This window comes from Amycolatopsis sp. NPDC051758, assembly GCF_044453095.1.
Classification (GTDB): domain Bacteria; phylum Actinomycetota; class Actinomycetes; order Mycobacteriales; family Pseudonocardiaceae; genus Amycolatopsis.
The window spans coordinates 29,651-53,619 of the sequence record NZ_JBITCJ010000015.1; the positions used below are offsets into that span (position 1 = coordinate 29,651).

The following is a 23,969-nucleotide window of genomic DNA, read 5'->3' on the forward strand; positions in this document are numbered from 1 at the left end:
GGGGGCGATGCTAACCGCAGGCTCCGACAATCCGCGGCACTCAGGTCAGCCGGCCCGCCACGATCTGCGTGACTCCCGCGTACCGCTCGGTGATGTCGCTGAACCCACGGGCGCGCAGGCTCGCTGCGACTTCGCCGCGGTCGAACATCCGCTGCCCGCTCAGGATCCCGCCGACGGACTCCGCAACCCGCGCGGGTTGCCACCCGCGGCGGGCGCTCGTGAGCAGCACGACCCGGCCGCCCGGCTTGAGCACACGCGCGAAGGAGTCCAACGCGGTTTCCGGTTCGGCGAACATGTGGAGCGCGGCGAAGCAGCAGACGCCGTCCACAGTGGACTCTTCGAGCGGGAGGTGCACCGCGTCCGCGCGCAGGTAGGCGACGTCGGAGCTGCTCTCGGCGACGGCCTTCGTCAGCATCGAACGTGCGCCGTCGAGGCCGATCGCGAGCCCGTCCGGCCCGACGGCCGCGCCGAACGCGCGGGTGAACCGGCCGGTGCCGCAGGCGACGTCGAGCACGGTGTCGCCGGGCTCGAGGTGGAGGAGGTCCGTGGCGAGCCGGACTTCGCCCGCCATGCTCGGTCCGAACGGTCCTTTGAGCGCGCGGCCGAGGGCGGGGCGCCAGTACCGCTCGTAGACCTGCGGGAGCAGGGTCGTGCGCATCAGGCGCTGCGTGAGCCCGGTCGGCGGCCCGGCCTGGCTCGCGGCGCCCAGCAGGTCGAGGAAGCCGTCGCCGGTCTCGGCCGGTTCGGCCAGCAGCTTCTCGAGGCGTTCAAGGGCGGTCGCCACTGGTTTCCTCCCGGGGGTTCGGATACCGGCAGTATGCCAAAGGTCTGTCGGGCCACTCGATCGAGTGAAGAACTTCGGGCTCAGGCGTTCGAGCCCCGGAATTGTCGGTGCCCGTCCTTAACGTCGCAGCCAAGGTTCCGATCCGAGGAGGACAAATGACGATTCCCCTGGTGGGTAGCGAAATCGCGGTGCGCGGCGGGTTCGACCTGGCCGCGGCGGCCCGGTTCCTGACCGGGTTCGGCCCGGCCGGGCGGCCCGAGGCGGAAGCGGAGCCCGGCGCGCTCCGGGTGGCGTTCCCGCTCGACGGTCAATGGACGCCGATGGGAGCGGTGCTGCGGCAGAGATCGCCCGGCGAGGTGGCGGTCGAGGTCCACGGCCCCGCCGAGCACACCGACGCGGTTGTGGCGCAGGTCAGGAGGATGTGCTCACTGGACGTCGACGGCACCGCGTTCCCGGACGCCGGCCACCGCGATCCGGTCGTGTCGTTGCTGCAGGGCCTGCACCCCGGGCTGCGGCCGGTCCTGTTCTCGTCCCCGTACGAGGCGGCGTGCTGGGCCGTGCTGAGCCACCGGGTCTGGATGACGCAGGCGGTCCGGCTGCGCCGCCGCCTGACGGAGCGCCACGGCACGGAGGTCGACGTCGGCGGGGTCACGTTGGCGTCGTTCCCGCCACCCGCGGTGCTGGCGAAGCTGGAGTACCTGCCGGGCTTGACGGGCCGGAAGGTGCAATGGCTGCGCGGAATCGCCGAGGCGGCGGCCGCGGGTGTGCTGGACGCGGCCGCGTTGCGGGCGAAACCGCCGGAGGAGGCGCTGAAGGAGCTGCAGCTGCTGCCGGGCATCGGCCGGTTCAGCGCGGAGCTGATCCTGATCCGCGGTGCCGGCCACCCGGATGTCTTCCCCCGCGGCGAGAGCCGCCTTCACGAGATCATGCGCGACGCTTATCACCTGCCGGACGCGGAAGTCGGGGAGCTGACGGAGATCGCGGAGGCCTGGGCGCCGTTCCGGAGCTGGGTGTCGTTCTTGTTCCGCGTTGAAGGGGAGGCCCGGATGCGGGAGTCACGATGACCTGACCCGGCGGCGCTCGGCCATCGGCCGGCGGCGGTTCGCACGAGTTTGATCATCTCGCCGAGCCGAGCCGAGCCGAGCCGGGGTCGCGATTCGCCGATGCGGAGTGGTCGGTGGCGATTCCATTCCGTCGCCGTGATTGCCGTCGGCGCCGTCTGAGCCAGCCCAGCCGTTGTTGTGCCTACCCGGCACCGACCCTCAGGAAAGGAGAACACATCGATCCGATACCGGAAGCCGTGAAGCGGCGTGGCGGTGGGGACTCACCGTAGCCAGATGTCGCCTGTGGTGAGGTGTCCGGGTGAGCTCGCCCGTTCAACTCGCGCTCGGTGGCCCAGCCGGTGACGCCCTGTCAGTCCTCCGCGCGGCCGCCGCCGACACCTCGCCGGCCGGCTCGCTGCTCGAACAGGCCCAGACGCCGGCGGTGATCACGCTGGTCGCCGGGGGTGTCGCGCTGCTGGTCGTGCTGGCCGGCGGGAGGCCGTGGCGGCTGGCGCGGAACGTCGTCACGATCGTGCACGAGGCCGGGCACGGGCTGGCCGCGGTGCTGGTCGGACGGCGCCTGCAGGGCATCAAGCTGCACTCGGACACCTCGGGCGTCACCGTCTCGCGCGGCAAGCCCGAGGGGCCGGGCATGGCGTTCACCGCGATGGCCGGCTACCTGGCGCCGTCGGTGCTGGGGCTGCTGTTCGCGAGTCTGCTGGGCGCCGACCTGGTCGGCACGGTGCTCGTCCTGATCGCGCTGCTGCTGCTCGGTGTGCTGGTGATGGTGCGCAACGCCTACGGGGTGTTCACCGTGGTCGCCAGTGCGATCGTGCTCGCGCTGGTCGCGTTTGTCGCGCCGGTCGAGGTGCAGGCGCCGTTCAGCTACCTCGTGACGTGGTTCCTGCTGTTCGGCGGCGTGCGGCCGGTGGCCGAGCTGCAGATCAAGCGGCGGCGCGGACAGGCCCGCGACTCCGACGCCGACCAGCTCGGCCGGCTGACCGCGGTGCCGCCGGTGCTGTGGGTGCTGGTGTTCACGGTGGCGACAGTCAGCTGCCTGATCGCCGGCGGCCTGTGGCTACTGGAGCCCGCCGCGGCGTAGGTGGGGGGCGAGCAGGCCTGCCCGAGCGGGCTGGCGCCTTCCTCGGGTGGCCGGATTGGCGGCAGGCACCCGTGCAGGGCGGATCGGCGGCGAGCACCCGCGCAAACGCCGGATCGGCGGCGAGCGCCGCGTGCCGAGGCTCGCGGCGTCCGCGCTCGGTGCGACGTGCGGCGTGCGGCGGAGCCCCTGGCCACCGGCCCGCGTCCATGCGGCAAACTGGTCTCTCGCTGGTCGCGCGGAGGGAGACGAACGATGGACGAGGTCGCCAAGGCCGTCGAGGAGTGCGCACGGGCGGCGAAGCTGGCCGCGCCGTCGCTGGCCGCCGCGAGTGCCGAAGCCGTCGACGCCGCGCTGACCGGGATGGCCGAGCGGCTGCTTGCGCACCGCGACGAGATCCTGGAAGCGAACCAGGCCGACGTCGAGCGGGCCAAGGCCGAGGGGATGAGTGCGGGTCTGCTCGACCGGCTCACCATCACCCCGGAGCGGCTCACCGGCATGGCCGAGCAGCTGCAGCTGCTCGCCGGCGCGCCGCACCAGGAGCGCTCGGTCGAGGTGTCCACGCTGGACGGCGGGCTGCGGCTCGTCGAGCGGCGGCGGCCGGTCGGCGTCATCGGCGCGAACTACGAGGCTCGGCCGAACGTGACCGTCGACGTGGCGTCGCAGCTGGTCAAGTCGCGCAACGGCGGTGTGCTGCGCACCGGCTCGGCCGCGCTCGGCTCGGCCCAGCGGCTGCGGGAAGTCGTCATCGCGCCGGCCTTGACCGCGGCGGGCATCAACGCGGACTGCGTCCAGCTGGTGCCGAGGGTGGAGCGCGAAGCGGCGTCCGCGCTGGTGCGGCTGCCGAACCTGGTGCCGCTGGTGATCCTGCGCGGCAGCGGCGACAGCACGCGGGCGCTGGCCACCGAGGCGGCCGTCCACGGGGTGCGCACGCTCGCCCACGCCGACGGTGGTGGTGTCCTCTACGTCGACCGCGGGGCGGACGTCACGAAGGCGCGTGACCTCGTCTACGCGAGCCTCGACCGGCTGGGCGTCTGCAACCGGCTGAACCTGCTGCTCATCCACGAAGGCATCCACGACGAGGTCTGGCCCGCGATCGCCGAGGCGCTGGCCGAGCGCGGCGTCACGCCTTCGCTCGCGCCGCACGAGCACGCCATCGGCTACGAGTGGGCGCTGGACTCCGACCGGGAAGCCACCGTCACGGTCGCCAAGGTGGGCGCGCTCGCCGACGCCGTCGAGATCGCCAACGAGCGGACCTCGGGCCTGGCGGCGGGCATCACCACCGAGGACGAGTCGGCCGCCGACGCCTTCTTCGACGGCTACACCGGCACCGGCGTCTTCTGGAACGCGCCGACCCGGCTCCTCGACGGCTTCAAGCTGCTCGCGGTGCCGGAAACCGGCATCAACCTGGACAAGGTCCCCGGTCCGCGCGGCCCGGTGACCTACACGGACCTCTACGTGCGCCAGTACGCGGTCCTGCCCGCCTGAGTCAGCGCGCGGGCGGGATGCTCGCGAGCCGGCGCAGCTCCTTGACGGTGTCCTCGGTGTTGGCGACCAGCTCGGTGTGGTCGCCGGCGTCGCCGGAGTAGCGGTAGATCGCGGTCGGCCCGTCGCTGATCGCGATCGCCGCGACCAGGCGGCCCTCCGGGTCGCGGGTGAGCCCGGTCGTCACCGACACTTCGCGGCCGACGGTGTCGACCGTGGTGAGCGTCCGTTCCTTGTACCAGCCTCGCGTGGTCATGCCTCCTAGACGCCGCGATCGCCGGGCGCGTTACGGGGCGGGCATACTGGGCCGGGTGATCACCCGGCCGCACGTTCTGCTGTCCGCCGCGCAGTCGCTGGACGGCTATCTGGACGACACGTCGCCCGAGCGGCTCGTACTGTCCACTGAGGACGACTTCGCGATCGTCGACCGGTTGCGGGCCGAGGCCGACGCCATCTTCGTCGGGGCCGGGACCGTCCGGGCCGACAACCCGCGGCTGCTCGTGCGCTCGCCCGAGTTGCGGCAGCAGCGGCTGGACCAGGGGAAGCCCGAACAGCCCGTCAAGGTCACCGTCACCACCCAGGGCCTCGACCCGGACGCGCAGTTCTTCACCGTCGGGGACACCGAGAAGATCGTCTACGCACCGCCCGGCGCGGCGGACGCTCTCAAGAGCGTCGCCACCGTGGTCGACGCCGGGAACCCGCCGGACTTCGGGCGGGTGCTCGACGACCTCGGCGCGCGCGGCATCAAGAATCTGCTGGTCGAGGGCGGCGGCGGGATCCACACCCGGTTCCTCACCGAAGGCCTCGCCGACGAGCTGCGGCTGGCGATCGCGCCGTTCTTCGTCGGGCAGCCGGGCGCGCCGCGGTTCGTCGGGCCCGGGCTCTACCCGCGGCCGCTGGTGCTCACCGGCGCGCGCGAGCTGACGGGGATGGCGATCCTCGAGTACCGCGCGGCGGACGAGCCGACCGGCCGGGACGTCCAGCGCCTGAAGGAAGCCATTGCGCTCGCCGCCGAATGCCCGCCGAGCCACACCTTCCGGGTGGGGGCCGTGCTCACCGATGCCGATGGTGAGGTCATCGCGACCGGGCACTCCGGCGAGGGCGACCCCGCCAACCACGCCGAAGAAGCCGCCCTCGCCAAGTGCGCCGGCGACCCGCGCCTGGCCGGGGCGACCATGTACAGCTCGCTGGAGCCGTGCAGCAACCGGAGCTCCCACCCGCGCAGCTGCACGCAGCTGATCCTCGACGCCGGGATCCCGCGGGTCGTGTTCGCGTGGCGAGAGCCGCCGGTGTTCGTCGACGCCCGGGGCACCGAGCTGCTGCGGCAGGCCGGGCGGCACGTGGTCGAGGTTCCCGCGCTGACCCCGGAGGTCCAGCGCGAGAACACCCACCTCGAGTTCTGAAAAGCGGCTAGCAGGCGCCGTTGTCGGTCCAGACGCCCCACTCGCCGGTCGTTCCCGGCTCTTCGCCCTGCGTCCACCACTTCGCGGTGAACTTGTGGCTGTTGTGCGAGACGACGTCGTCCTTGACGTAGACCTTCGCCTTGTCCCACGCCGCCGCGGTGCAGGAGCCGCCGCCCGGGGTGGTCGGGGTGGTGGTCGTCGGCGGGGTCGGCGTGGTCTGCGGCGGGGTCGCGCCGGCGAAGCGGACGCTGAACTTCGTGAAGTCCCAGTCGTTCTGCGGCACGTTGCTGCAGACGCCGTTGTCGGTCGTGCCGACGCAGGCACGGTCCCGGTTGACCGACCAGAACGTGAAGCGGCCGAGGCCGTGGCTGGTCGCGTAGTCGTAGACCGTCTGGAAGTCGGCCGTGTAGAACATCTCGGACGCGTCGGACTTGCCGTTCATGCCGGAGAAGCCTTCGTGCGAGTACGCCGTCGCGCTGTCCCAGCCCATGTGCGACATGAGCAGACCGTGCAGCGCTTCCAGCGCGGACACCTGCGACGAGCCGCCGTTGAAGCCGCCGTCGAACGGCATGATCGAGAAGTTGTTGGGGGTGAAGCCGATCGACTTCGCCTGGTCGAGCAGCTGCGTGCCGAACCAGCCGGTGCCGGCCGCGGTGCCCGGCATGGTCACCGACACGAAGAGGCCGGGGTTGTTGGCCTGCAACGTCTTCGCCGCGCCGAGCTCGTTCGCGATCGCCGCGGTGTTTTCGTACTCGGGTTCTTCGAGGTCGAAGTCGATCGCCTTGAGCGAGTACTTCGTGATGACCTGCTGGTACGCGGCGGCCGTCGCGGCCACGTTTCCGCAGGTCTGGCCCAGCTTCGTGCCGCCGTAACCACCGACGGACACCGAGACGTCGCCGCCCGCGCCGCGGATCCGGGAGATCACGCCGGCGACGGTGGTGTCGGAGGAGACGGCGGACGTGCCGTCCCAGGTCGGGCTGCAGCCGCCGCCGTTGGGCGCGAGGATGAACGCGAGCTGGAACGCCTTGAGCCCGGTCGCGTTCATCACCGTGACGGGGTCGGGCGGGTTGTTGCTCACGGGCATCAGGTACGGCGCCGCGGCGTACCAGTTGTTGCTCAACGCGGCCGTGGCCGTCGGCGCGCCGAGCACGAGGCTCACGGCGGTGGCGGCGAAAGTGGCGGCGGCGAGCCCGATGGCGGCGAGTCTGCTCCTGCGCATGTCCGTCCTCCGGTGGGTTCGAGGTGGACAAACTATTGGACTAGACCATTGACGAAGTCAAGACACGAAGGTCGCCCGGTGCCGCGCGGCGGGTGATAAGCACCGGAATATCCGAAATTTGTCCGGGAATGACGGCGGAGGAGGTGACGCGACGGGGAAAGAGCGCCGCAGGGTAGAGGCAACGCCCAATCCGCGCGCGCTCAGCCTCGCGGCAGGGTCACCACCACGACCAGCCCGCCTTCGGGCCGGGCCGTCGCCGTCACCTCGCCGCCGTGCGCGTGCGCCACCGAGCGGACGATCGACAACCCCAGCCCGGCGCCTTCCGCGGCCACCCTCGCCCTCCGGTGGAACGGGTCGAACAGCGCCGGCACCTCCGCCGGCGGGATCACCGGGCCGCTGTTGGCCACCGCCAGCTCGACCCGGCCCGGCCGCGTGCGGGTCGTCACCCGGACCCAGCCGTCCTCGACGTTGTGGCGGAGGCCGTTCTCCAACAGGTTGTGCACCAGCCGCTCCAGCAGCAGCGCGTCGCCCAGCGCCGTCGCCTCGCCCAGGTCCTCCTGCACCCCCGGCGGAACCACGTGCGCGACGACCGCCGCCAGGTCGACCGGGCACCGCTCGGTCAGCGCGCTCTCCGACCGCGCCAGCAGCAGCAGCCCGCTGATCAGCTTCTCGTGCCGGGAGTTGATCTGCAGCAGCTTCGCGCCGAGCTGCTGGACGTCGTCCGACGCCGTTCGGCGGTGCATCGCGACCTCGACCAGCGACCGGTTCAACGTCAGCGGCGTGCGCAGCTCGTGGGACGCGTTCGCGACGAACCGGCGCTGGGCGTCGAACGACCGGTCGAGCCGTTCGACCATGACGTCGAAGGCGTCGGCGAGGCTCTTCACCTCGTCGTCCGGGCCGCGCAGCGCGATGCGCTCGTGCCCGCCCGGGTCGGCCGCCGCCGCGATGCCGCGGGCCGTGTCGGTGACCCGCCGCAGCGGCGCCAGCGCCCGCCCGGCCAGCAGCCAGCCGGCCCCGGCCGCCAGCACGGCCACGGCGCCGAGCGCGATCGCCCCCTGCGTCAGCAGTGATGCCGCCGCCGCCTCGCGCACCTGCCGCGCCTGCGCGTCGAGCGACTCCGGCGAAGGCAGCGGCGGCAGCCCGGACGGCACGACCCCCGCGATGAACGTCACCCGCCGCCCCACCTGCTGGGTGAACAGCAGGTACGTGACGCCCAGCAGCACCGTGCCCGCCAGCAGGAACAGGCCGCCGTAGAGCACGGTCAGCCGCAGCCGGAGGCTCACCGGAGCCGGTAGCCGACCCCGGTGACCGTCTCCACCAGCGGTGGGTCACCGAGCTTGCGGCGCAGCTTGAGGATGGTGAGCCGGACCGCGCCGGTGAACGGGTCCGCGTGCTCGTCCCACGCCTTCTCCAGCAGGTGTTCCGCGGACACGGTGGCGCCGTCGGCGCGCAGCAGCTCGGCGAGCACGGCGAACTCCTTTTTGGACAGTGGGACGTAGCGCCCGTCGCGGAACACCTCGTGCCGGGCCGGGTCGAGCGTGACGCCGGAGCGCCGCAGCACCGGCGGCGCGGCCGGGCGGCAGCGCCGCCCCAGCGACAGGATGCGCGCCGCCAGTTCAGGGAAGGCGAACGGCTTCGCCAGGTAGTCGTCGGCGCCGAGGGACAGCCCGTCGACGCGGTCGGTGACTTCCGCGGCCGCGGTGAGCATCAGCACCCGCGTGGCCGCTTCCGAGGCGACCATCTGCCGGCAGACGTCGTCGCCGTGCACGACCGGCAGGTCCCGGTCGAGCACGACGACGTCGTAGTCGTGCACGGCGATCCGGTCGAGCGCCGCCGCGCCGTCGTGGGCGATGTCGACGGCGTGGGCCTCGTCGCGCAGCCACTCCGCGATCGCGTCCGCGAGCATCGGCTCGTCCTCCACCACCAGGACCCGCATGCCGCCATGATCGCCGCGGCGGTGTTTCCTCCCCGTTAGCGGCATTGGTAGAGCGTGTCCGCGCCGCCGATGCGCATCGGGCCGCCGGTCGGGGCGGGAGCGGCGCGGCCGCCGTACGCGGCGGGGTCGACGATCGTGCAGTGCTGCTCGATCCAGCGCTGGCGTTCCTCCTGGACGGGGCTGCGCGCGGGGCCGGCCGGCGCGGTGCCCGCACTGCTCAGCACGAACTTCAGCTTGCCTTCGGCGAGCCAGCGGCCGAGCTGCTCGACCGACGGCGCGTTATCACGGCCGCCGAAGCCGCCCATGCCGATGACGTTCGCATCGGAGCCGATGACGAACGGCGCGGCCGAATTCGCTTCGGCGTTCACGGCCAGGGTGATCTCGGTGCCGTTCGCGCGGGCGTAGTCGAGGATGCGCCGCTGCTCGTCCGACAGCTTGGCGTTGCCGTCGCCACCACCGCCGCCCAGCATCAACCGGGGCTGCGGTCCTCCAGGGGACGGCGAAGGCATCGGCGCCGGTCCGGGTCCGCCGGCGGGGCCCGCGGCGGGCAGCGTGCCCGCGGCCGTGCTCTGCGCGGCGGCGTACGACCACACGGCGGGCGTGAGCAGCAGCGGCACCAGCCCGGCGACCAGCGTCCACCGGCTCCGGACGGTAACCAGGCCCGCGACGGCGGCGACGGCCGTGCCGAGCACCGCCCACCGGGTCCAGCCGTACCAGGACGTGTCCCGCGAGATCAGCGCGAACGCCCAGGCCGCGCTGAGCGCGATCGCCACCGGCAGGCCGACCCGCCGGTGCTGCCGCCACAGCAGCGCGAGCCCCGCGGCGGAGACCGCGGCGACGGCGGGCGCCATCGCGGTGGTGTAGTACGGGTGCCAGATGCCGCCGGCGAAGCTGAAGACGACGGTGGTCACCAGCAGCCAGCCACCCCAGAGCACCCAGCCCGCGCGACGCTGCCGGTCACCCCACGACCGCGTCACGACGAGCACGGCGAGAACGAACAGGCAAAGCGGGAGCAGCCACGAGATCTGGCCGCCGACCAGGTCGTTGAACATCCGGCCCGGCCCAGGGTCACCGCCGAAGGATCCGGTGGTCTGGCGGCCGTTCTGCATGATCATCATGCCGCCGCCTTCGCCGTCGCCGGAGATGCGGCCGAAGCCGTTGTAACCGAAGACGAGGTCCCACGCGCTGCCGTCCGCGCTGCCGCCCATGTACGGCTTCGCGCCCGGCCACCAGTCGTGGAGCGCGATCCACCAGAACGACGAGACGACCAGCACGAGCCCGGCGCCGAGCACGTCGAGCAGACGGCGCTTCAGCGGTCCGGACGTCCCGGCCAGGTAGGCGAGCACCAGCGCGGGGACGATGATCCACGCCTGCAGCATCTTGGTCAGGAACCCGCAGCCGACGAAGAAGGCGCACCACCACAGCCATTTCCGCCCGCTCTCGAGCGCACGGGTGAGCGCGTAGGCGGCGGCGACCAGGAACAGCACGAGCAGCGTGTCCGGGTTGTTGCCGCGGTTGATGATCACGGTCACCGGCGTGAGCGCCAGGATGACGGCGGCCAGGAGGGCGACGTTCTCGCCGGCCCACCGCCGGACCGTGCGGTGGAGGAGGAAGACCGCCGCGACACCTTCGAGGACCTGCGGCAGGAGCAATGCCCAGCCGTGGAAGCCGAAGACCAGCACCGAGATCGCCTGCGGCCACAGGGCCATCGGCGGCTTGTCGACGGTCACGACGCCGTAGGGGTCGAAGGAGCCGAAGAGGAAGTTCGTGAAGCCGCCGGCCATCGACTTGACGGCGGCGGCGTAGTAGGTGTTGCCGAGCTGGCCGTCGCCGATCTTCCAGGCGTAGAGCACGGCGGCGCCGAGGCAGACGAGCGGAAGCGCCCAGGAGCGGGTCTTCGGAGGTGCGGCGGTGATCATGCCGCCACCCAACTCCGGCCCGCGTTTCCCGGGCGTTTCCGCTCAGTTGTTGTCGTTCAGGAAGTCGTAGTCCTGGCACTCGCCGGCGTGGTACCGGTCGTCTGCTTTCCAGTACCGGCAGAACTTGAAGCCGACACGGCTCTCGGGCAGGTTGTAGACGCCGCCGTTGGCCGCGCTCTTGGTGACGCAGCTGCCCTCGCCGCCGACGTTGATGCTGTAGAGCTGGGTGCCGCTCGCCGGAGTTCCCTTGTAGACGTAGATGATGACGCCTCGGCCGTCCGCGTCGGTGTCACAGATGTGGACGCGGTCGCCCTCCTCGGTGAACACGCCTTCGCCACTCCAGCCGGTGACGCTGCCGAAGGCGTCCCCGGTGTGCATGTGCTTGGTGTGATCGGCGGCCGAGGCGGGCGCGGCGAAGCTCAGCACGCCGATCAGTGCCGCTGCGGCGACGGCGAGTACCTTCTTCAAGTCTTCGTCCTTCCTTGGTGCGGAAGGGGAAGCCTAGGCGGCGGGGCCTGCATTTTGCTTGCAGTCACTCCGCCTCGAGGTCACCCTCCAGCGACAGGTACACCTCGCGCATCTTGGCCAGCAACTCCGGATCCGGCTCTTCCCACAGCCCCCGGTCCGCGGCCTCGTTCAACCGCTCCACGATCCCGCGCAAGGCCCACGGGTTGGCCTGCCGCAGGAACTGCTGGTTCTCCTCGTCCAGCACGTACGACTCGGTCAGCTTCTCGTACATCCAGTCACCGACCACGCCGGCCGTGGCATCGAAGCCGAACAGGTAGTCCACCGTGGCCGCCAGCTCGAACGCGCCCTTGTAGCCGTGTCGGCGCATCGCTGCCAGCCAGCGCGGGTTCACCACGCGGGCTCGGAACACCCGGGCCGTCTCCTCGCTCAACGTCCGTGTGCGCACCGAGTCCGGGGACGTGCTGTCACCCACATAGGACGCCGGGGCCGTGCCCGTCAAGGCCCGGACCGTCGCGATCATTCCGCCGTGGTACTGGAAGTAGTCGTCCGAGTCGGCGATGTCGTGCTCGCGCGTGTCCGTGTTCTTCGCCGCCACCACGATGCGCTTGTACGAACTCTCCATGTCCTCGCGCGCCGGGCGCCCGTCGAGGTCGCGGCCGTAGGCGAAGCCGCCCCAGACGGCGTACACCTCCGCCAGGTCCTTGTCGTCGCGCCAGTTTCCGCTGTCCATCAGGGGCAGCAGCCCGGCGCCGTACGCGCCCGGCTTCGAACCGAAGATCCGCGTGGTCGCGCGGCGGGCATCGCCGTGTGTGGCCAGATCGGCGGACACGTGCGCCCGGACGAAGTTCTCCGAAAGTGGTTCGTCCAGACCGGCCACCAAGCGCACCGCGTCGTCGAGAAGGGTGATCACGTGCGGGAACGCGTCGCGGAAGAAGCCGCTGATCCGGATCGTGACGTCGATCCGCGGCCGGCCCAGTTCGGCCAGCGGAATGGCTTCGATGCCCGTGACGCGCCGGGAAGCCTCGTCCCACACCGGCTGGACACCCAGCAGCGCCAGCACTTCCGCGGCGTCGTCGCCGGACGTGCGCATCGCCGACGTGCCCCACACCGACAGCCCGACCGAACGCGGCCAGTCGCCGTTGTCCTCGCGGTACCGGCGAAGCAGCGAGTCCGCCAGGGCCTGGCCGGTTTCCCAGGCCAGCCGGCTCGGGATCGCCTTCGGGTCGACCGTGTAGAAGTTCCGGCCGGTCGGCAGCACGTTGACCAGCCCGCGCAACGGCGATCCGCTCGGCCCGGCGGGAATGTAACCGCCGTCGAGAGCGTGCAGCACCGCGTCGAGCTCGCCGGACGTGCCCGCCAGCCGGGGCACGATCTCCTCCGCCGCGAACGAAAGCACCCGCGCGACCTGCTCGTCCGGGGCGACCGACGCGACGGCGGTGGCGTCCCAGGAGCGCATCTCCATCGTCTGCACCAGCTCGCGCGCCGTCTTCTCGACCGCGTCCACTTCGGACATCGGCGCGTCTTCCTTCAGGCCCAGCACCGACCGCAGGCCCGGCACCGCGCCCTGCTTGCCGCCCCACATCTGGGACGCCCGCAGGATCGCCAGCACCAGGTTGACACGGGCCTCGCCCACCGGCGCCGCACCCAGGACGTGCAGCCCGTCGCGGATCTGGGCGTCCTTGACCTCGCACAGCCAGCCGTCGATGTGCAGCAGGAAGTCGTCGAACTCCGCGTCGTGCGGGCGCTCGTCGATGCCGAGGTCGTGGTCCAGCTTCGCGGCCTGGATCAGCGTCCAGATCTGCGCGCGGATCGCCGGCAGCTTCGCCGGGTCCATCGCCGCGATGTTCGCGTGCTCGTCCATCAGCTGCTCGAGCCGCGCCATGTCGCCGTACGACTCCGCGCGGGCCATCGGCGGGATCAGGTGGTCGACGATCGTCGCGTGCGCCCGCCGCTTGGCCTGCGCACCCTCGCCCGGGTCGTTGATGAGGAACGGGTAGACCAGCGGCAGGTTCCCGAGCACGGCGTCCGGCGCACAGGACGCCGAAAGCCCGGCCGTCTTGCCCGGCAGCCACTCCAGCGACCCGTGCTTGCCCAGGTGGACCACGGCGTGCGCGCCGAACTCCTCCTCCAGCCACCGGTACGCGGCCAGGTAGTGGTGGCTCGGCGGCAGGTCCGGGTTGTGGTAGATCGCGACGGGGTTCTCGCCGAACCCGCGCGGCGGCTGGATCATGATGATCACGTTGCCGCTCTGCAGCGACGCCAGCACGATGTCGCCGTTGTCGACGTACAGCTCGCCGGGCGCCGGGCCCCAGTGTTCCTCCATCGCCGAACGCAGCTCGGCCGGCAGGGCCTCGAACCAGGAACGGTAGCGGTCGGCGGGGACGCGGATGGGGTTGCCGGCCAGCTGCTCCTCGGTCAGCCACTCCGGGTCCTGGCCGCCGGCGGCGATCAGCGCGTGGATGAGGGCGTCACCGTCGGGCTGGTCGGTGCCGGTCGGCTCGACCCCGGGGAACGCGTCCGCGCCCAGGTCGTAACCCTGCTCCCGCATCCGCCGCAGCAGCTCGATCGCCGACGCGGGCGTGTCCAGCCCGACGGCGTTGCCGACACGAGAGTGCTTCGTCGGGTACGCGGACAGCATCAGCGCGATCCGCCGAGACGACGGCGGTGTGTGCCGCAGGCGTGCGTGCGCGAGGGCGATCTTCGCGACGCGGGACGCGCGTTCGGCGTCCGGGACGTACCGGGGCAGCCCGTCGGCGTCCAGCTCCTTGAACGAGAACGGCACGGTGATCAGCCGGCCGTCGAACTCCGGGACGGCCATCTGGTTGCCGGCGTCGAGCGGTGACAGGCCGTCGTCGCTCGCCTCCCACGTCTCGCGGTCGCTCGTCAGGCACATCGCCTGCAGGATCGGCACGTCCAGGGCGGCCATCTCGGCGACGTCCCACGCCTCGTCGTCACCCCCGGCGCCGACCTCGGACGGCCGGGTGCCGCCCGCCGCCAGCACCGTGACGAGCAGCGCGTCGACCTTGCCCAGCTCGGCCATCATCGCCGGCTCGCGCGTACGCAGCGAAGCGGTGTAGATCGGCAACGCGCGCCCGCCCGCGGCTTCGATCTGGTCGGCGAGGGTGTGCACGAACGCCGTGTTCCCGGACAGGTGGTGTGCGCGGTAGTACAGGATCCCGATGACCGGACCTTCGGCGAGCGACGGCCGCTCGAGAACGCCCCACGCGGGCTGTTCCGCGGGCGGCTCGAAGCCGTCGCCGGTGAGCAGGAGCGTGTCGGAGAGGAACCGGTGCAGCTGGGTGAGGTTCGCCGGGCCGCCCTGCGCGAGGTAGGCGTGGGCCTCGGCGGCGATGCCCGCCGGGACGGTCGAGAGCTTCATCAGCTCGGCGTCCGGTGTCTGCTCGCCGCCCAGGACGACGACGTGCGCGCCCGACGCCAGCAGCGTGTCCAGGCCCTCCTGCCAGGTCCGCGGGGTGCCGAGGATGCGGACGACCACGATGCGCACCCCGTCGAGCAGGCCCGGCAGCTCGGCGACGTCGAGCCGCGCGGGGTTGCCGAGGCGCCAGTCACCCTCGGCGGAGCGGGCGCTGAGCAGGTCGGTGTCCGAAGTGGACAGAAGCAGGATCACGAGGTTCCTCCTCGGGGTCCGCGCCCCGGGTAGACGGGCGCGCCGGCCGGAGTTCCTGGCTTCCCGGAGATCGCTCTCCGGTGACAGTGGCGGGACCGCCCCGGACTCTCACCGGGTTCCTCCACCTGCCGACGCGTGGGTATCGCCTTCACTCTCCGGTGCGCCCGGGCGTGGCGTCAAGGTGACGTATCCGGCTCAGAGCCGCTTCGCCGCGCGGAACGCCTTCGCGTAGGTGCCGGACCCGTCGATCAGCGACACCCCGCCCGCGTCCCCGAAGGTCGGGCCGTTCGCCACCTTGCGGCTGGACAGCACCCGGTGGTGCCCGTCGCCGTCGATGCCCAGGTAGATGCCCGTGTGCGAGACCTGCGGGCCGAGCTGCGGCTCCAGGTTGAAGAACAGCACGTCACCCGGCTGGAGGGTGCTGAAGTCCGTTGCCTGCTTCTTCTCGTCGCGGACCACCGCGGTGCCCGGCCCCAGCTCCGACAGCGCCCAGGCGCGCCGCGGCAGGCCGGGGCCCTTCGTGTTCGTCCCCAGCAGCGGGAACCCGGCCCGGTAGCCGTAGACCATCCGCACGAAGCCCGAGCAGTCCAGCGACCGGGCGCGGGCCGGCTCGGCGGCCTCGTGGACGCCGTCGGGGAAGTCCCAGCCGATGCCCAGGTAGTCGTAGAAATCCGACTTCTCGAGCCGGCCCTCGGCGCTGTCCGGGCCGAAGTTGGCGTCCCCGCCGACGCGGAGCTTCTTCGAGATCTGGTCGGCCGCGCCGTCGGTGTACTGCAGCGCGATGGCCAGGACGTCCGGGGCGGTGTCGCCGATCGCCTTGGGCAGCCAGTCGGTGAACCACGGCTCCTTCTCCGCGCCCGGCTGCCAGGCCTGCGGGGCGAGCCGGATCCAGGCCGTCGACGTGATGCCGGCCTTGGTGAACTTGGGCTCGGTGAAGGTCCGCGACTTGCCCGTCAGCAGCACCGTGCGCGAGCCGTCGGTGAAGGACGCCAGCTGCGCGCCCGCGGAGTTGCGCACCACGGTCCGGGCCGGGTTGTCGAGCCGGTCGTAGGTGTACCCGCCGGTCACCGCGGCGCCGGTCGGGGCGGCCGACGCCGAGATGGCCGTGATGTCCTGCCGGTCCTGCGTCGCGGCGTACACGGCGGCCGTGCCGGACACGCCGATGACCGCGACCAGGACGCCGATCCGGAGCGTCTTGCCCATCGTCACCTCACACCGTCGGGACGAGCCCGACCAGCACACCGCTGATCAGGACCGCGTAACTGGCCAGGCTGACACCGCCGGTGGCGAACATCGTCGCCATCGGCTTCTGCCGCACGAGCTGGTAGGCGACCAGGCCGGGCACCACGAACCCCAGCGTCTGGTGCACGAACAGGAGCGGGAAGTCGGCCTGGAGGACCAGGAGCAACGTCGTCTGGAGCACGACGCCGAGCAGCACGACCGCGGCGAAGAGCCGCTTGCCGTAGAGGATCACCAGGCGCTGCAACAGCTTCGTGCCGCCGAAGGTCAGCGCCGTCATGAGCACGATGATCGCCGCGCGCCGGTAGTCCTCGACCATGGTCAGCGCGATCCAGCCGGGGGTGATCATGCCGCCGGGCGACAGGTTCGTCGTCAGGTAGCAGACCAGCGACAGCAGCAGGCCGATGGCGAGCCCGACGGTGGCGACCTCGGGGGCGAGGGTCGTGGTGAGCATCAGGCGACCGGTTCCAGTTTGGCGAGTTCCTCGATGAGCAGTTCCCCCTGGCCGTGGATGTTGCCGATGGCGATCAGCGACGCGTGCCGCCCGACGCCGCCGATGATCCCGCGCAGCAGCTCACGCGGGGAGCGCGAGCCGCCGAGGTCGACCACCCGGTCGTGCCACTCGCTCGGGATGGCGGCGCGGGCGCTGCGGGTCGGCTCGCCGATGAGCACCACGCGTTCCGGCGCGATGCGGGGGATCAGCGCGCCCATCTGGCCGTTGCGCTCGACGCGGTCGGGGCGGCAGTTGATGATCACGTGCAGCGGATCGCTGATCGCGCCCTGGCGGCGGAGCTGGTCGATGTTCATCAACGTCGATTCGGGGTCGTTCGCGGCGAAGACGTTGGCGAAGCGCAGGTGCCGGCGGCCGGCGCGGTACTGGTGGACCTGCAGCACCCCCGGGTCGGGCGGGGCGGCCCACATGCCTTCGAGCGCCAGCTGCCGGTTGACGTTGAGCAGGTCCGCGACGGCCAGCGCGATCGCGACGTTCTCCTTGAACGTGATCCAGCTGAAGCCCTGCATCTCTTCGTCGGAGACGGTTTCGGGGTCGACGGCGATGAGCTCGCAGTCCCGCTTGGCCGCTTCTTCCTGGAGGATGTGCAGCCGGTCCTGCTCGGCGGTGAGGCAGATCCCGCCGACCGGCATCGACCGAGACAGCGAGCGCGCGACGTCGTCGAGGGTGGGGCCCATCTCGGCGAGGTGGTCTTCGCGGACGTTGCACAGCACGCCGATGGTGGACTGGATCAGCTTGCTCTGGTTGATCTCCTGCAGGTCCGGCATCACGGCCATGCATTCGATGACCAGCGCGTCGGGGCGGTAGGCGGCCGCGCGGCGGACGATGCCGATCTGCTCGACGACGTTGGCGATGCCGAACTTGCGGTAGACCGGCTCCTCGCTGCCGTCCGGGTGGATGAACCTGGCCGCGGTGCCGGTGGTCTTGGCCGTCGTGACGAGGCCGCCGCCGCGCAGGGCGCCCGCGCACAGCCGGGTGATCGACGACTTGCCGCGGATGCCGTTGACCAGCACACGGGTCGGGATGCTGTGCAGGTGCCGGTAGTGCTGGCGCTGCTCGGCGATCCCGGCCGTCAGCATCACCGCCGATGCCAGGACCAGCACGACGTACAGGAACGTCACGTCAGACCCCGGCCCGGTTCAGCCAGCGCAGGTAGTCGTTCTTCGCCTGGTCCTCGAGGGTCTGCGGCGGCTCGTCGAGTTCGATGCGCTGGATCAGCTCGGTCTGGTCGGTCGCCGCGCCGGTCGGGCGGCGGACCTCACCGAGGCGGACCCGGCCGTCGTTCAGGGCCTGGCGGCAGATCTCGACACACGAGGCGATGGTGCCGATCTCGTCCTGGCGCTGCGGGTAGACGACGGCGCCGGTGTCGCCGCCCGCGATCCGCCGCGCTTCGTCGCCGACCCGCCGCAGCGGCCGGACGACCACCAGGAGGTGCCAGGCGAACAGCATCAGCGCGACCACCGCGGTGAGCAGCGCGGCGACCCGCGCGCCCGAGCGCACGGTGTTGTCCGCCAGCCCGAGCGAGCCGATCGGCTGCTCGGCGACGACCACCCACTTCAGCGAGGCGGCGTTGCCCTTGTCGGCCAGCCGCTGGGCCGCGACGAGCGCCGCCGGCGTCGTCTCGCGGGCGTCCTTGCCGGACTGTGCGGCGTCGACGTTCTTGATCAGCGCCGGGTCGGTGAGCGCGTCGAAGGCGAGGTAACCCTCGGTGTCGGCGATGGTGCGCTTGCCCTCGTCGACCACCCGGACGCGGCCGCCCGCGGAGCCGAGCAGCTCGGCCATGCGCGGCACGTCGTACTCGCCGACCAGCACGTTCTTCGAGTCCGGCAGCGGGGTGAAGGCGTAGACGACCGGGACACGGCCGCTCGTGTTGTGCTGGCGCAGGCCCTCGCCGTCGGGCAGCTTGCCGGGGTCGCGCAGCGACTCGCGCCCGGCCAGCAGCCGCACCGCGCCCTGCGAGTCGGCGACGTAGACGCTGCGGAACCGGCTTTCGGTGCCGGCCAGCCGGTCGAGCATGCCGCGCAGCTGGTCGGGCTGCTTGCCCCGGCCGAGCCGGGCGACGGACTGCAGGTCGGTGAGGCCTTCGGCGAGGCTGCGGCGGAGCGTGTCGGCCGAGCGCGTGACGCGGACGCCGTGCTCGCTGAGCATGGTCGGCGAGACCTCGGCGTGCTGCCGCCCGAGCGTCGCGGCGACCGCGCCGGACCAGCCGAGCAGGGCCAGCGCGACCAGCACGATGACGAGCTGGGCGGACAGGAACGGGCGCACCTTCCGGGTGGGCTTGCGGCGGCGCAGCTTCGAGCGGTAGCGCTCGACGGCCGTCGTGACGCGGTTGACCTCGCTGATCCGCGACTGCCGGACCGGCTTGCCCAGGGCGCCGGCCGCGACGGCGAGGGCGTCGGTGCGCAGGCGGCGGATCGGCGCGACGACGGTGCGCCGGAGCAGCACGAAGCCGGCGACGGCCAGCACGAGCAGTGCCGCGGCGGGGATCAGGCCGGGCCAGCGGACCGGCACCGCCTCGACCGGGAAGCGGCTGAACGAGACCACGGACAGGCCGAGGCTGCCGCCGATGCCGGCGGGGGAGACCGGCGCGTAGGACACGACCGGGGCGAGCTCCTTGCCCTTTTCGGCCACGGCTTCCCCGGTGAGCACGCCGGACTGGGCGGCGGCGGCCGCGGTGGCGGCGCGGGAGAGCAGCTCCTGGGCCGGCCGGTCGGTCGCGGCGACGTCGGAGCCGCTCGTGTGCAGCACCGCGCCGTCCGTGGTGACCAGGCGGATCTGCTGCTGGGCGCCCTTGTCGAGGTCGCCGGCCGCGGTGCGCAACGCCGTCGAGACGACCAGGAGCTTGCCCGCGCGGGCCCCGGTGAGCGGCAGCGCGGTCAGCACGAGCGGGGTGTCACCGGGGCGCGCGACCGGGCGGACGGTGAGGTTCCCCACCGCGACACCGCGCAGCGTCTCGACCGGCACCGGCTCACCGCGGGTGGCCAGGACCTTCTGCGAAGCGAGGTCGTAGACGACCACACCGCGCCAGTCCTCGTAGGTCTCGCCCAGGCGGGTGAGCAGCGCGGTGTCGTCCGCGGTGTCGAACACCCCGGAGCCGGCCGCGACCTGCAGGTCACCGGCGGCGGCCGTCGCCGACGTCGCGACGCTCTGCGCGAGCCCGGCGGTGGTGCGCTGCTGGCCGGCGGTGACCTCGTCGGAGACGCGGCCGGCCTGGTCGTCGGCGCGGATCAGGGAAAGCGGGCCCGCGGTCGAAAGGTAGAGCGCGGTAAAAGCGGCGATGAGCAGCAACAACACAAAAGTGGTCGCCGACGCGACGCCGACGCCACGCGGGAAACCCGCTTCCGGAATCTGCGCGCGCAGCCGTGCTGCTCGATCTTCGTGCTGTTTCGGCCGGTTCAACCTGGTCCCCCCAGGCCCTTTCAGTCACGCGATCCCGGAGGATCGCCGGCCACCAGGGCCGCTAGCGGAACGCCTACCCGTTCGGGTTACGTGAAGGTATCAATGAAGCCTTCAGTGACGTTACAACTCCCCCCATCGAGGGACAAACAGCGGTTAACGCTCGTCGCCGAGTGACACCAGTACACTCCGAGTGTGCTCAGCCGACCGCGGATGTTGCTCAGCGTGGCCGGCCTGGCCGTCGCACTGGCCTTGGTCGCGACCATGGTGCTAGTCCTCGGTGACGACGAGTCACCGAAACCCGGACCACCCGCCCCGGAGGCCGGTTTGGATTCCCTGGTAACCGACTTCACATCCCAGCTGTCCGCGGAGCAGGAGTACCGCTCACCGAAAACCGACGAACGTCGTACCGCGGCGGCCGGTTTCGCAGCGGTTTTGGACCGCCGGGGCGCCGCCGATTTCGAAAAGCTCGGTTTCTCGGTGCGCGACGGCGTGGATCCGGCGACCGGGCGGCCGTACACGATCGCCGTCAACGAGGCCGGCACCGAGCGGGCGTGGGGGATGTACGTGATCGACCGGTCAGCGCCGCCGTCGCTGGTGGTCGAGGTGCCGCACCCGGCGTTCGACCTGCGCACGGAGCTGTTCGGCGTCGACCTGTTCCGGCGGGTGCCGGGCGCGGTGCTGCTGATCGCGGGCGCGCACCGGAAGGCCGACGACGGCAAGGCCGACGTCGCGCACGAAGAGGACTCGGTGTTCCACGTCGTGGCCACGGCGCTGGCCGGCCGCGGGCTCGCGCAGGTCCAGCTGCACGGCTTCCACGACCAGAACCTGCCGTCGACGGACGTCGTGCTGTCGTCGGGAGCGTCGTTGGCCGGTGACGCGGCCCGCCGGGCGGCCACGCGGTTGACGGCGGACGGGTTCGCGGTGTGCCGGGCCTGGGAGGAGCGGTGCAAGGGCCTCGAGGGGACGACGAACGTCCAGGGCAAGCAGGCCGCGGCCGACGGCACGATGTTCCTGCACGTCGAGATGAGCCGGACGGTCCGGGAGTCGCCCGAACGACGAGCCGGCGTCGTCCGGGCGCTGACCGAAGCCGACCTCGCGAAGCCCTAGGCCGAGCGCTCCGAATCTCCCAGGCGGGGGAACGGTTTGGTCGAGAACAGGACTTCCACCGAGACCTCGAAGAACTCCGCGATCCGCAGCGCCAGGTACAAGCTCGGGCTGTACTCGCCGCGCTCCAGGTAGCCGATCGTCTGGTAGTGCACGCCCAGCTCGTCCGCCAGCTGCCGCCGGGAGATCGACCGCTCCGCGCGCAGCATCGCGATCCGGTTGTAGACGACCTCACTCATGACTACCCCACACGCTGCATGGCCTTCTCCCGCCGTTCGGCCACCGACGAACCCGCCTCGCGCCGTGCCATGCGGCGGAGCAGGACCGGGGCCAGCGCCAATCCGATCACGGACCACCCGACGAGCACGGCCAGGGTCGGCAACGGCCGCCACGACTGGCCGATCTCGACGATCACCGCGCCGTCCGGCAGCAGCGCCGAGCGCATCCCCAGGCCCAGCCAGTACATCGGGAACACCTGCGCGATGTCCTGCACCCAGCCCGGCAGCGCGGTGATCGGGTAGAAGATCCCCGAGATCGCGCCCATGCCCATGATCGGCAGCGTGATCAGCGCGATGGACCGCGGGCTGTTGGTGAGCGATCCCAGCGCGGCGCCGAGCGGCAGGGTGGCGACCAGCCCGAGCGCCAGCACCCACAGCAGGTTCAGGAACGACCAGACGCCGTCCGGCGCGAGCTCGGAGAACAGGAACAGGCACGGGACCAGCACCAGCAGGACGCTGGTGACCTGCGCCATCGCCAGCGCCGTCGTCTTCCCGACCAGGTAGCCGAGCATGCCGTTCGGGGTCGCCTTGGCACGCAGCAGCGTGCCGTCCTCGCGGTCGATGGCCAGGTAGCCGGCCGCGCTGTTCAGCCCGTTGAACACGATCCCGGCGCCGAGCACGCCGGGCACGGTGGCCGCGCCGAGTGAGAACCCGGTGCCGGGCAGGGTCGCGTTCCGCATGAAGAACAGCGTGCCGAGGAAGAGCGCGACGAAGACGAACTGGCCGACGACGTCGTCGCGGTTGGTCCACGTCTGCTTGAACTCGATCCAGCCCCGGGCCAGCCCGGAGCGCAGCGCGGCCGTCTTGGCGTTCATCGTGCGCCCGCTTCCTGGAGGCCGAGCTCCGTTTCGCCGCCGGCTTCGGCGCGGTGGACCAGCGTCATGTAGGTGTCTTCCAGCGACGCCCGCCGGACCTCGAGGTCCGCGACGGCCTCGCCGTGCTGCTTGAACAGGTCGTACACGTACTTCGTCGCTTCGGTCGTCGAGTGGACGAAGCGCTGGCCGCCCATCGACCAGCGGACCTCGGCCTCACCGGAGATCTGCCGGGACAGCGCGTCGGCCGAGCCGTCGGCGATGATCCGGCCGCCGTTGAGGATGAGGATCCGGTCGGCCAGCTTCTCGGCCTCGTCGAGGTCGTGCGTGGTGAGCAGGATCGTGGTGTCGAGCTCGTCCGAGAGCCGGTGCACCAGGTCGTGGAACTCCCGCCGCGCCTCCGGGTCGAACCCCGCGGTCGGCTCGTCGAGGAACAGCAGCTCGGGCCGGCCGACGATGCCGATCGCGACGTCGAGCCGCCGCCGCTGCCCGCCGGAGAGCTGCTTGAGCTTCTTGTGCGCGTGCTCGGTCAGCCCGACCGCCTCGATCAGCTCGTCGGCGTCCCACGGCCGCGGCATCGCGGGCGTCGAGTACGGCGCGTAGTACCGGCCGAGGTGCGCGAGCAGCTCGCGGACGCGCCATTTCCCGTGGTCACGCCAGGACTGGAGGACGACCCCCAGCCGCGCCCGCCAGTCCTCACCGCCGTGTGCCGGGTCGACGCCCAGCACGCTCACCTCGCCGGCCGACCGCATGCGGAAGCCCTCGAGGATTTCGATCGTCGTGGTCTTGCCCGCGCCGTTCGGGCCGAGCAGGCCCACGACCTCGCCCCGGTAGGCCTCGAAGTCGACGCCGTGGAGCACGTCGTTCGAGCCGTACCGCATGCGCAGCCCGCGCACACCGACCACGGGTGCTGCCGGATCTCTCATCGCCTGACCCCCATCTGACTGATGCGATCGAATGTAGCACACCTACTACATTTGATGTGACTTCTGCTGCCGCCTGGATCGGGCGTGGTCGGCCGGCGACGTCATGAACGACTCGTTCATGACGTCTGACGAGGTGAACGGCTCATTCACGACAACCGCGGCGGTGTGACCACGCTCCTCGAGCGGCCCGCCGGGGCGAAGTCCGCTCCAGCGCCGGCAGGGCGGGCAGCCCGGGTGAGGTCGCGAATGAGTCATTCGTGTCCTTCCGGTCCGGCAGCGCTGCGGCCACGGACTGCATTCGCGCAGCTCAGTACAGGTGTGGAAGGCCCCGGGCGGAGCCAATCCGAGAAACTTCGCCGTGCCGGGAACTTGACCGGCGGTCATCCGGTTCGGCGGGCATGGGAACTTGGCTGGGCCTGGCCCTTCCGGGCGGCGTGGTGATCCTGCTGGTCATGGCGGCGATTGAGCTGCGGCCGCGCAAGAGCGGTTCGCGCTTCAAGGCGCGGATGTCCGCGACCTACCTCGAGGAGACCACCGCGTTCCTCTACGGCACCAAACGGCGTGAGCTGGAACACCGGGAAACCATGTCGATGCTCGTCGAGCAGGACGCCGACGGCGCCCCTCCCCGGCGTGACGTGGACCTGGACGCCGGAACCGCCGTGCTGCGCCCGCGTTCGGCCCCGGAAGAGCCGGAGAAGCGCGAGTTACAGTGACCC

At 71.6% G+C, this 23,969-nt stretch carries 21 protein-coding genes and 1 riboswitch; of the genes, 6 read left to right on the forward strand and 15 right to left on the reverse strand.

All coding sequences use genetic code 11. The features are described 5' to 3' along the window. Nucleotides 1-40: 40 nt before the first annotated feature. Nucleotides 41-784 carry a class I SAM-dependent methyltransferase gene (locus tag ACIA5G_RS46195; RefSeq protein WP_395935501.1) on the reverse strand — a complete coding sequence of 248 codons (744 nt, stop codon included), beginning with the start codon at nucleotides 782-784 and terminating at the stop codon, nucleotides 41-43. A gap of 155 nt (nucleotides 785-939) precedes the next feature. Here ACIA5G_RS46195 and ACIA5G_RS46200 point away from each other — a divergent pair, with 155 nt between their 5' ends. The 3 genes from ACIA5G_RS46200 to ACIA5G_RS46210 all read left to right on the forward strand — a co-directional run bounded on the left by ACIA5G_RS46200 (nucleotide 940) and on the right by ACIA5G_RS46210 (nucleotide 4,414). Further along, nucleotides 940-1,848, forward strand: coding sequence for a DNA-3-methyladenine glycosylase family protein (locus tag ACIA5G_RS46200; protein WP_395935503.1), 909 nt, complete (start codon nucleotides 940-942; stop codon nucleotides 1,846-1,848). A 298-nt stretch (nucleotides 1,849-2,146) separates the two neighbouring features. Then, the gene (locus tag ACIA5G_RS46205; RefSeq protein ID WP_395935505.1) at nucleotides 2,147-2,929 is read left to right on the forward strand and encodes a M50 family metallopeptidase; all 783 of its coding nucleotides are present in this window, start codon (nucleotides 2,147-2,149) and stop codon (nucleotides 2,927-2,929) included. Nucleotides 2,930-3,181: 252 nt separating this feature from the next. Further along, nucleotides 3,182-4,414 carry an aldehyde dehydrogenase family protein gene (locus ACIA5G_RS46210; RefSeq protein ID WP_395935507.1) on the forward strand — a complete coding sequence of 411 codons (1,233 nt, stop codon included), beginning with the start codon at nucleotides 3,182-3,184 and terminating at the stop codon, nucleotides 4,412-4,414. Nucleotide 4,415: 1 nt separating this feature from the next. Here ACIA5G_RS46210 and ACIA5G_RS46215 read toward each other — a convergent pair whose 3' ends face one another. Next, nucleotides 4,416-4,667, reverse strand: coding sequence for a hypothetical protein (locus ACIA5G_RS46215; protein WP_395935509.1), 252 nt, complete (start codon nucleotides 4,665-4,667; stop codon nucleotides 4,416-4,418). Between the two features lie 55 nt (nucleotides 4,668-4,722). On the opposite strand from ACIA5G_RS46215, the gene ACIA5G_RS46220 reads away from it, so the two are divergent. Beyond that, nucleotides 4,723-5,814: a dihydrofolate reductase family protein gene (locus ACIA5G_RS46220; protein ID WP_395935511.1), complete on the forward strand. Its 1,092-nt coding sequence runs from the start codon at nucleotides 4,723-4,725 to the stop codon at nucleotides 5,812-5,814. Nucleotides 5,815-5,821: 7 nt separating this feature from the next. On the opposite strand, the gene ACIA5G_RS46225 is transcribed toward ACIA5G_RS46220, so the two are convergent. The 10 genes from ACIA5G_RS46225 to ACIA5G_RS46270 form a co-directional block, all read right to left on the reverse strand. Beyond that, on the reverse strand, nucleotides 5,822-7,033 hold the full coding sequence (locus ACIA5G_RS46225; protein ID WP_395935513.1) for a chitinase: 1,212 nt from the start codon (nucleotides 7,031-7,033) through the stop codon (nucleotides 5,822-5,824). 200 nt (nucleotides 7,034-7,233) lie between these two features. Beyond that, nucleotides 7,234-8,316, reverse strand: coding sequence for a sensor histidine kinase (locus ACIA5G_RS46230; RefSeq protein WP_395935515.1), 1,083 nt, complete (start codon nucleotides 8,314-8,316; stop codon nucleotides 7,234-7,236). After that, nucleotides 8,313-8,969 carry a response regulator transcription factor gene (locus tag ACIA5G_RS46235; RefSeq protein WP_395935517.1) on the reverse strand — a complete coding sequence of 219 codons (657 nt, stop codon included), beginning with the start codon at nucleotides 8,967-8,969 and terminating at the stop codon, nucleotides 8,313-8,315. Before ACIA5G_RS46235 ends, ACIA5G_RS46230 begins: the two co-directional genes overlap by 4 nt. A 35-nt stretch (nucleotides 8,970-9,004) precedes the next feature. Then, nucleotides 9,005-10,888, reverse strand: coding sequence for an ArnT family glycosyltransferase (locus ACIA5G_RS46240; RefSeq protein WP_395935519.1), 1,884 nt, complete (start codon nucleotides 10,886-10,888; stop codon nucleotides 9,005-9,007). Between the two features lie 42 nt (nucleotides 10,889-10,930). Then, nucleotides 10,931-11,356 carry a hypothetical protein gene (locus tag ACIA5G_RS46245; RefSeq protein ID WP_395935521.1) on the reverse strand — a complete coding sequence of 142 codons (426 nt, stop codon included), beginning with the start codon at nucleotides 11,354-11,356 and terminating at the stop codon, nucleotides 10,931-10,933. 64 nt (nucleotides 11,357-11,420) lie between these two features. After that, nucleotides 11,421-14,984 (reverse strand): cobaltochelatase subunit CobN, encoded by a 3,564-nt coding sequence (cobN, locus tag ACIA5G_RS46250; protein ID WP_395935523.1) that lies wholly within the window; start codon nucleotides 14,982-14,984, stop codon nucleotides 11,421-11,423. 49 nt (nucleotides 14,985-15,033) lie between these two features. After that, a riboswitch (cobalamin riboswitch) is annotated at nucleotides 15,034-15,106 on the reverse strand. Nucleotides 15,107-15,179: 73 nt separating this feature from the next. Further along, on the reverse strand, nucleotides 15,180-16,187 hold the full coding sequence (locus tag ACIA5G_RS46255) for an NlpC/P60 family protein (RefSeq protein WP_395935525.1): 1,008 nt from the start codon (nucleotides 16,185-16,187) through the stop codon (nucleotides 15,180-15,182). Nucleotides 16,188-16,194: 7 nt separating this feature from the next. After that, the gene (locus ACIA5G_RS46260; protein WP_395935527.1) at nucleotides 16,195-16,677 is read right to left on the reverse strand and encodes a poly-gamma-glutamate biosynthesis protein PgsC/CapC; all 483 of its coding nucleotides are present in this window, start codon (nucleotides 16,675-16,677) and stop codon (nucleotides 16,195-16,197) included. Continuing rightward, nucleotides 16,677-17,855 carry a poly-gamma-glutamate synthase PgsB gene (gene pgsB / locus ACIA5G_RS46265; protein WP_395935529.1) on the reverse strand — a complete coding sequence of 393 codons (1,179 nt, stop codon included), beginning with the start codon at nucleotides 17,853-17,855 and terminating at the stop codon, nucleotides 16,677-16,679. The genes ACIA5G_RS46260 and pgsB overlap by 1 nt, the downstream gene beginning before the upstream one ends. Before the next feature lies 1 nt (nucleotide 17,856). Further along, nucleotides 17,857-20,133, reverse strand: a complete 2,277-nt coding sequence (locus ACIA5G_RS46270) for a HAMP domain-containing protein (RefSeq protein WP_395935531.1) — start codon at nucleotides 20,131-20,133, stop codon at nucleotides 17,857-17,859. Nucleotides 20,134-20,325: 192 nt separating this feature from the next. Between ACIA5G_RS46270 and ACIA5G_RS46275 the strand changes: the two genes are divergently transcribed. Beyond that, complete coding sequence (locus tag ACIA5G_RS46275) at nucleotides 20,326-21,240, forward strand: hypothetical protein (protein WP_395935533.1); 915 nt, start codon at nucleotides 20,326-20,328, stop codon at nucleotides 21,238-21,240. Here ACIA5G_RS46275 and ACIA5G_RS46280 read toward each other — a convergent pair. The 3 genes from ACIA5G_RS46280 to ACIA5G_RS46290 are packed head-to-tail and all read right to left on the reverse strand — an operon-like array spanning nucleotide 21,237 to nucleotide 23,253. After that, entirely contained in the window at nucleotides 21,237-21,476 is a 240-nt protein-coding gene (locus ACIA5G_RS46280) for a helix-turn-helix transcriptional regulator (protein ID WP_395935535.1), read from the reverse strand. The two genes, ACIA5G_RS46275 and ACIA5G_RS46280, sit on opposite strands and share 4 nt — an antisense overlap. Nucleotides 21,477-21,478: 2 nt before the next feature. Then, nucleotides 21,479-22,330 carry an ABC transporter permease gene (locus ACIA5G_RS46285; protein ID WP_395935537.1) on the reverse strand — a complete coding sequence of 284 codons (852 nt, stop codon included), beginning with the start codon at nucleotides 22,328-22,330 and terminating at the stop codon, nucleotides 21,479-21,481. Beyond that, on the reverse strand, nucleotides 22,327-23,253 hold the full coding sequence (locus ACIA5G_RS46290; RefSeq protein ID WP_395935539.1) for an ABC transporter ATP-binding protein: 927 nt from the start codon (nucleotides 23,251-23,253) through the stop codon (nucleotides 22,327-22,329). Before ACIA5G_RS46290 ends, ACIA5G_RS46285 begins: the two co-directional genes overlap by 4 nt. Before the next feature lie 398 nt (nucleotides 23,254-23,651). Between ACIA5G_RS46290 and ACIA5G_RS46295 the strand changes: the two genes are divergently transcribed. Then, nucleotides 23,652-23,966, forward strand: a complete 315-nt coding sequence (locus tag ACIA5G_RS46295) for a DUF6191 domain-containing protein (protein WP_395935541.1) — start codon at nucleotides 23,652-23,654, stop codon at nucleotides 23,964-23,966. Nucleotides 23,967-23,969 lie beyond the last annotated feature (3 nt).

Coding starts and splice junctions, on each gene's coding strand:
- ACIA5G_RS46200 (WP_395935503.1), top strand. CDS start 940: ATGACGATTCCCCTGGTGGGTAGCGAAATCGCGGTGCGCGGCGGGTTC.
- ACIA5G_RS46215 (WP_395935509.1), bottom strand. CDS start 4,667: ATGACCACGCGAGGCTGGTACAAGGAACGGACGCTCACCACGGTCGAC.
- ACIA5G_RS46255 (WP_395935525.1), bottom strand. CDS start 16,187: ATGGGCAAGACGCTCCGGATCGGCGTCCTGGTCGCGGTCATCGGCGTG.
- ACIA5G_RS46295 (WP_395935541.1), top strand. CDS start 23,652: ATGGGAACTTGGCTGGGCCTGGCCCTTCCGGGCGGCGTGGTGATCCTG.
- ACIA5G_RS46280 (WP_395935535.1), bottom strand. CDS start 21,476: ATGAGTGAGGTCGTCTACAACCGGATCGCGATGCTGCGCGCGGAGCGG.
- ACIA5G_RS46290 (WP_395935539.1), bottom strand. CDS start 23,253: ATGAGAGATCCGGCAGCACCCGTGGTCGGTGTGCGCGGGCTGCGCATG.
- ACIA5G_RS46260 (WP_395935527.1), bottom strand. CDS start 16,677: ATGCTCACCACGACCCTCGCCCCCGAGGTCGCCACCGTCGGGCTCGCC.
- ACIA5G_RS46240 (WP_395935519.1), bottom strand. CDS start 10,888: ATGATCACCGCCGCACCTCCGAAGACCCGCTCCTGGGCGCTTCCGCTC.
- ACIA5G_RS46235 (WP_395935517.1), bottom strand. CDS start 8,969: ATGCGGGTCCTGGTGGTGGAGGACGAGCCGATGCTCGCGGACGCGATC.
- ACIA5G_RS46285 (WP_395935537.1), bottom strand. CDS start 22,330: ATGAACGCCAAGACGGCCGCGCTGCGCTCCGGGCTGGCCCGGGGCTGG.
- ACIA5G_RS46225 (WP_395935513.1), bottom strand. CDS start 7,033: ATGCGCAGGAGCAGACTCGCCGCCATCGGGCTCGCCGCCGCCACTTTC.
- ACIA5G_RS46210 (WP_395935507.1), top strand. CDS start 3,182: ATGGACGAGGTCGCCAAGGCCGTCGAGGAGTGCGCACGGGCGGCGAAG.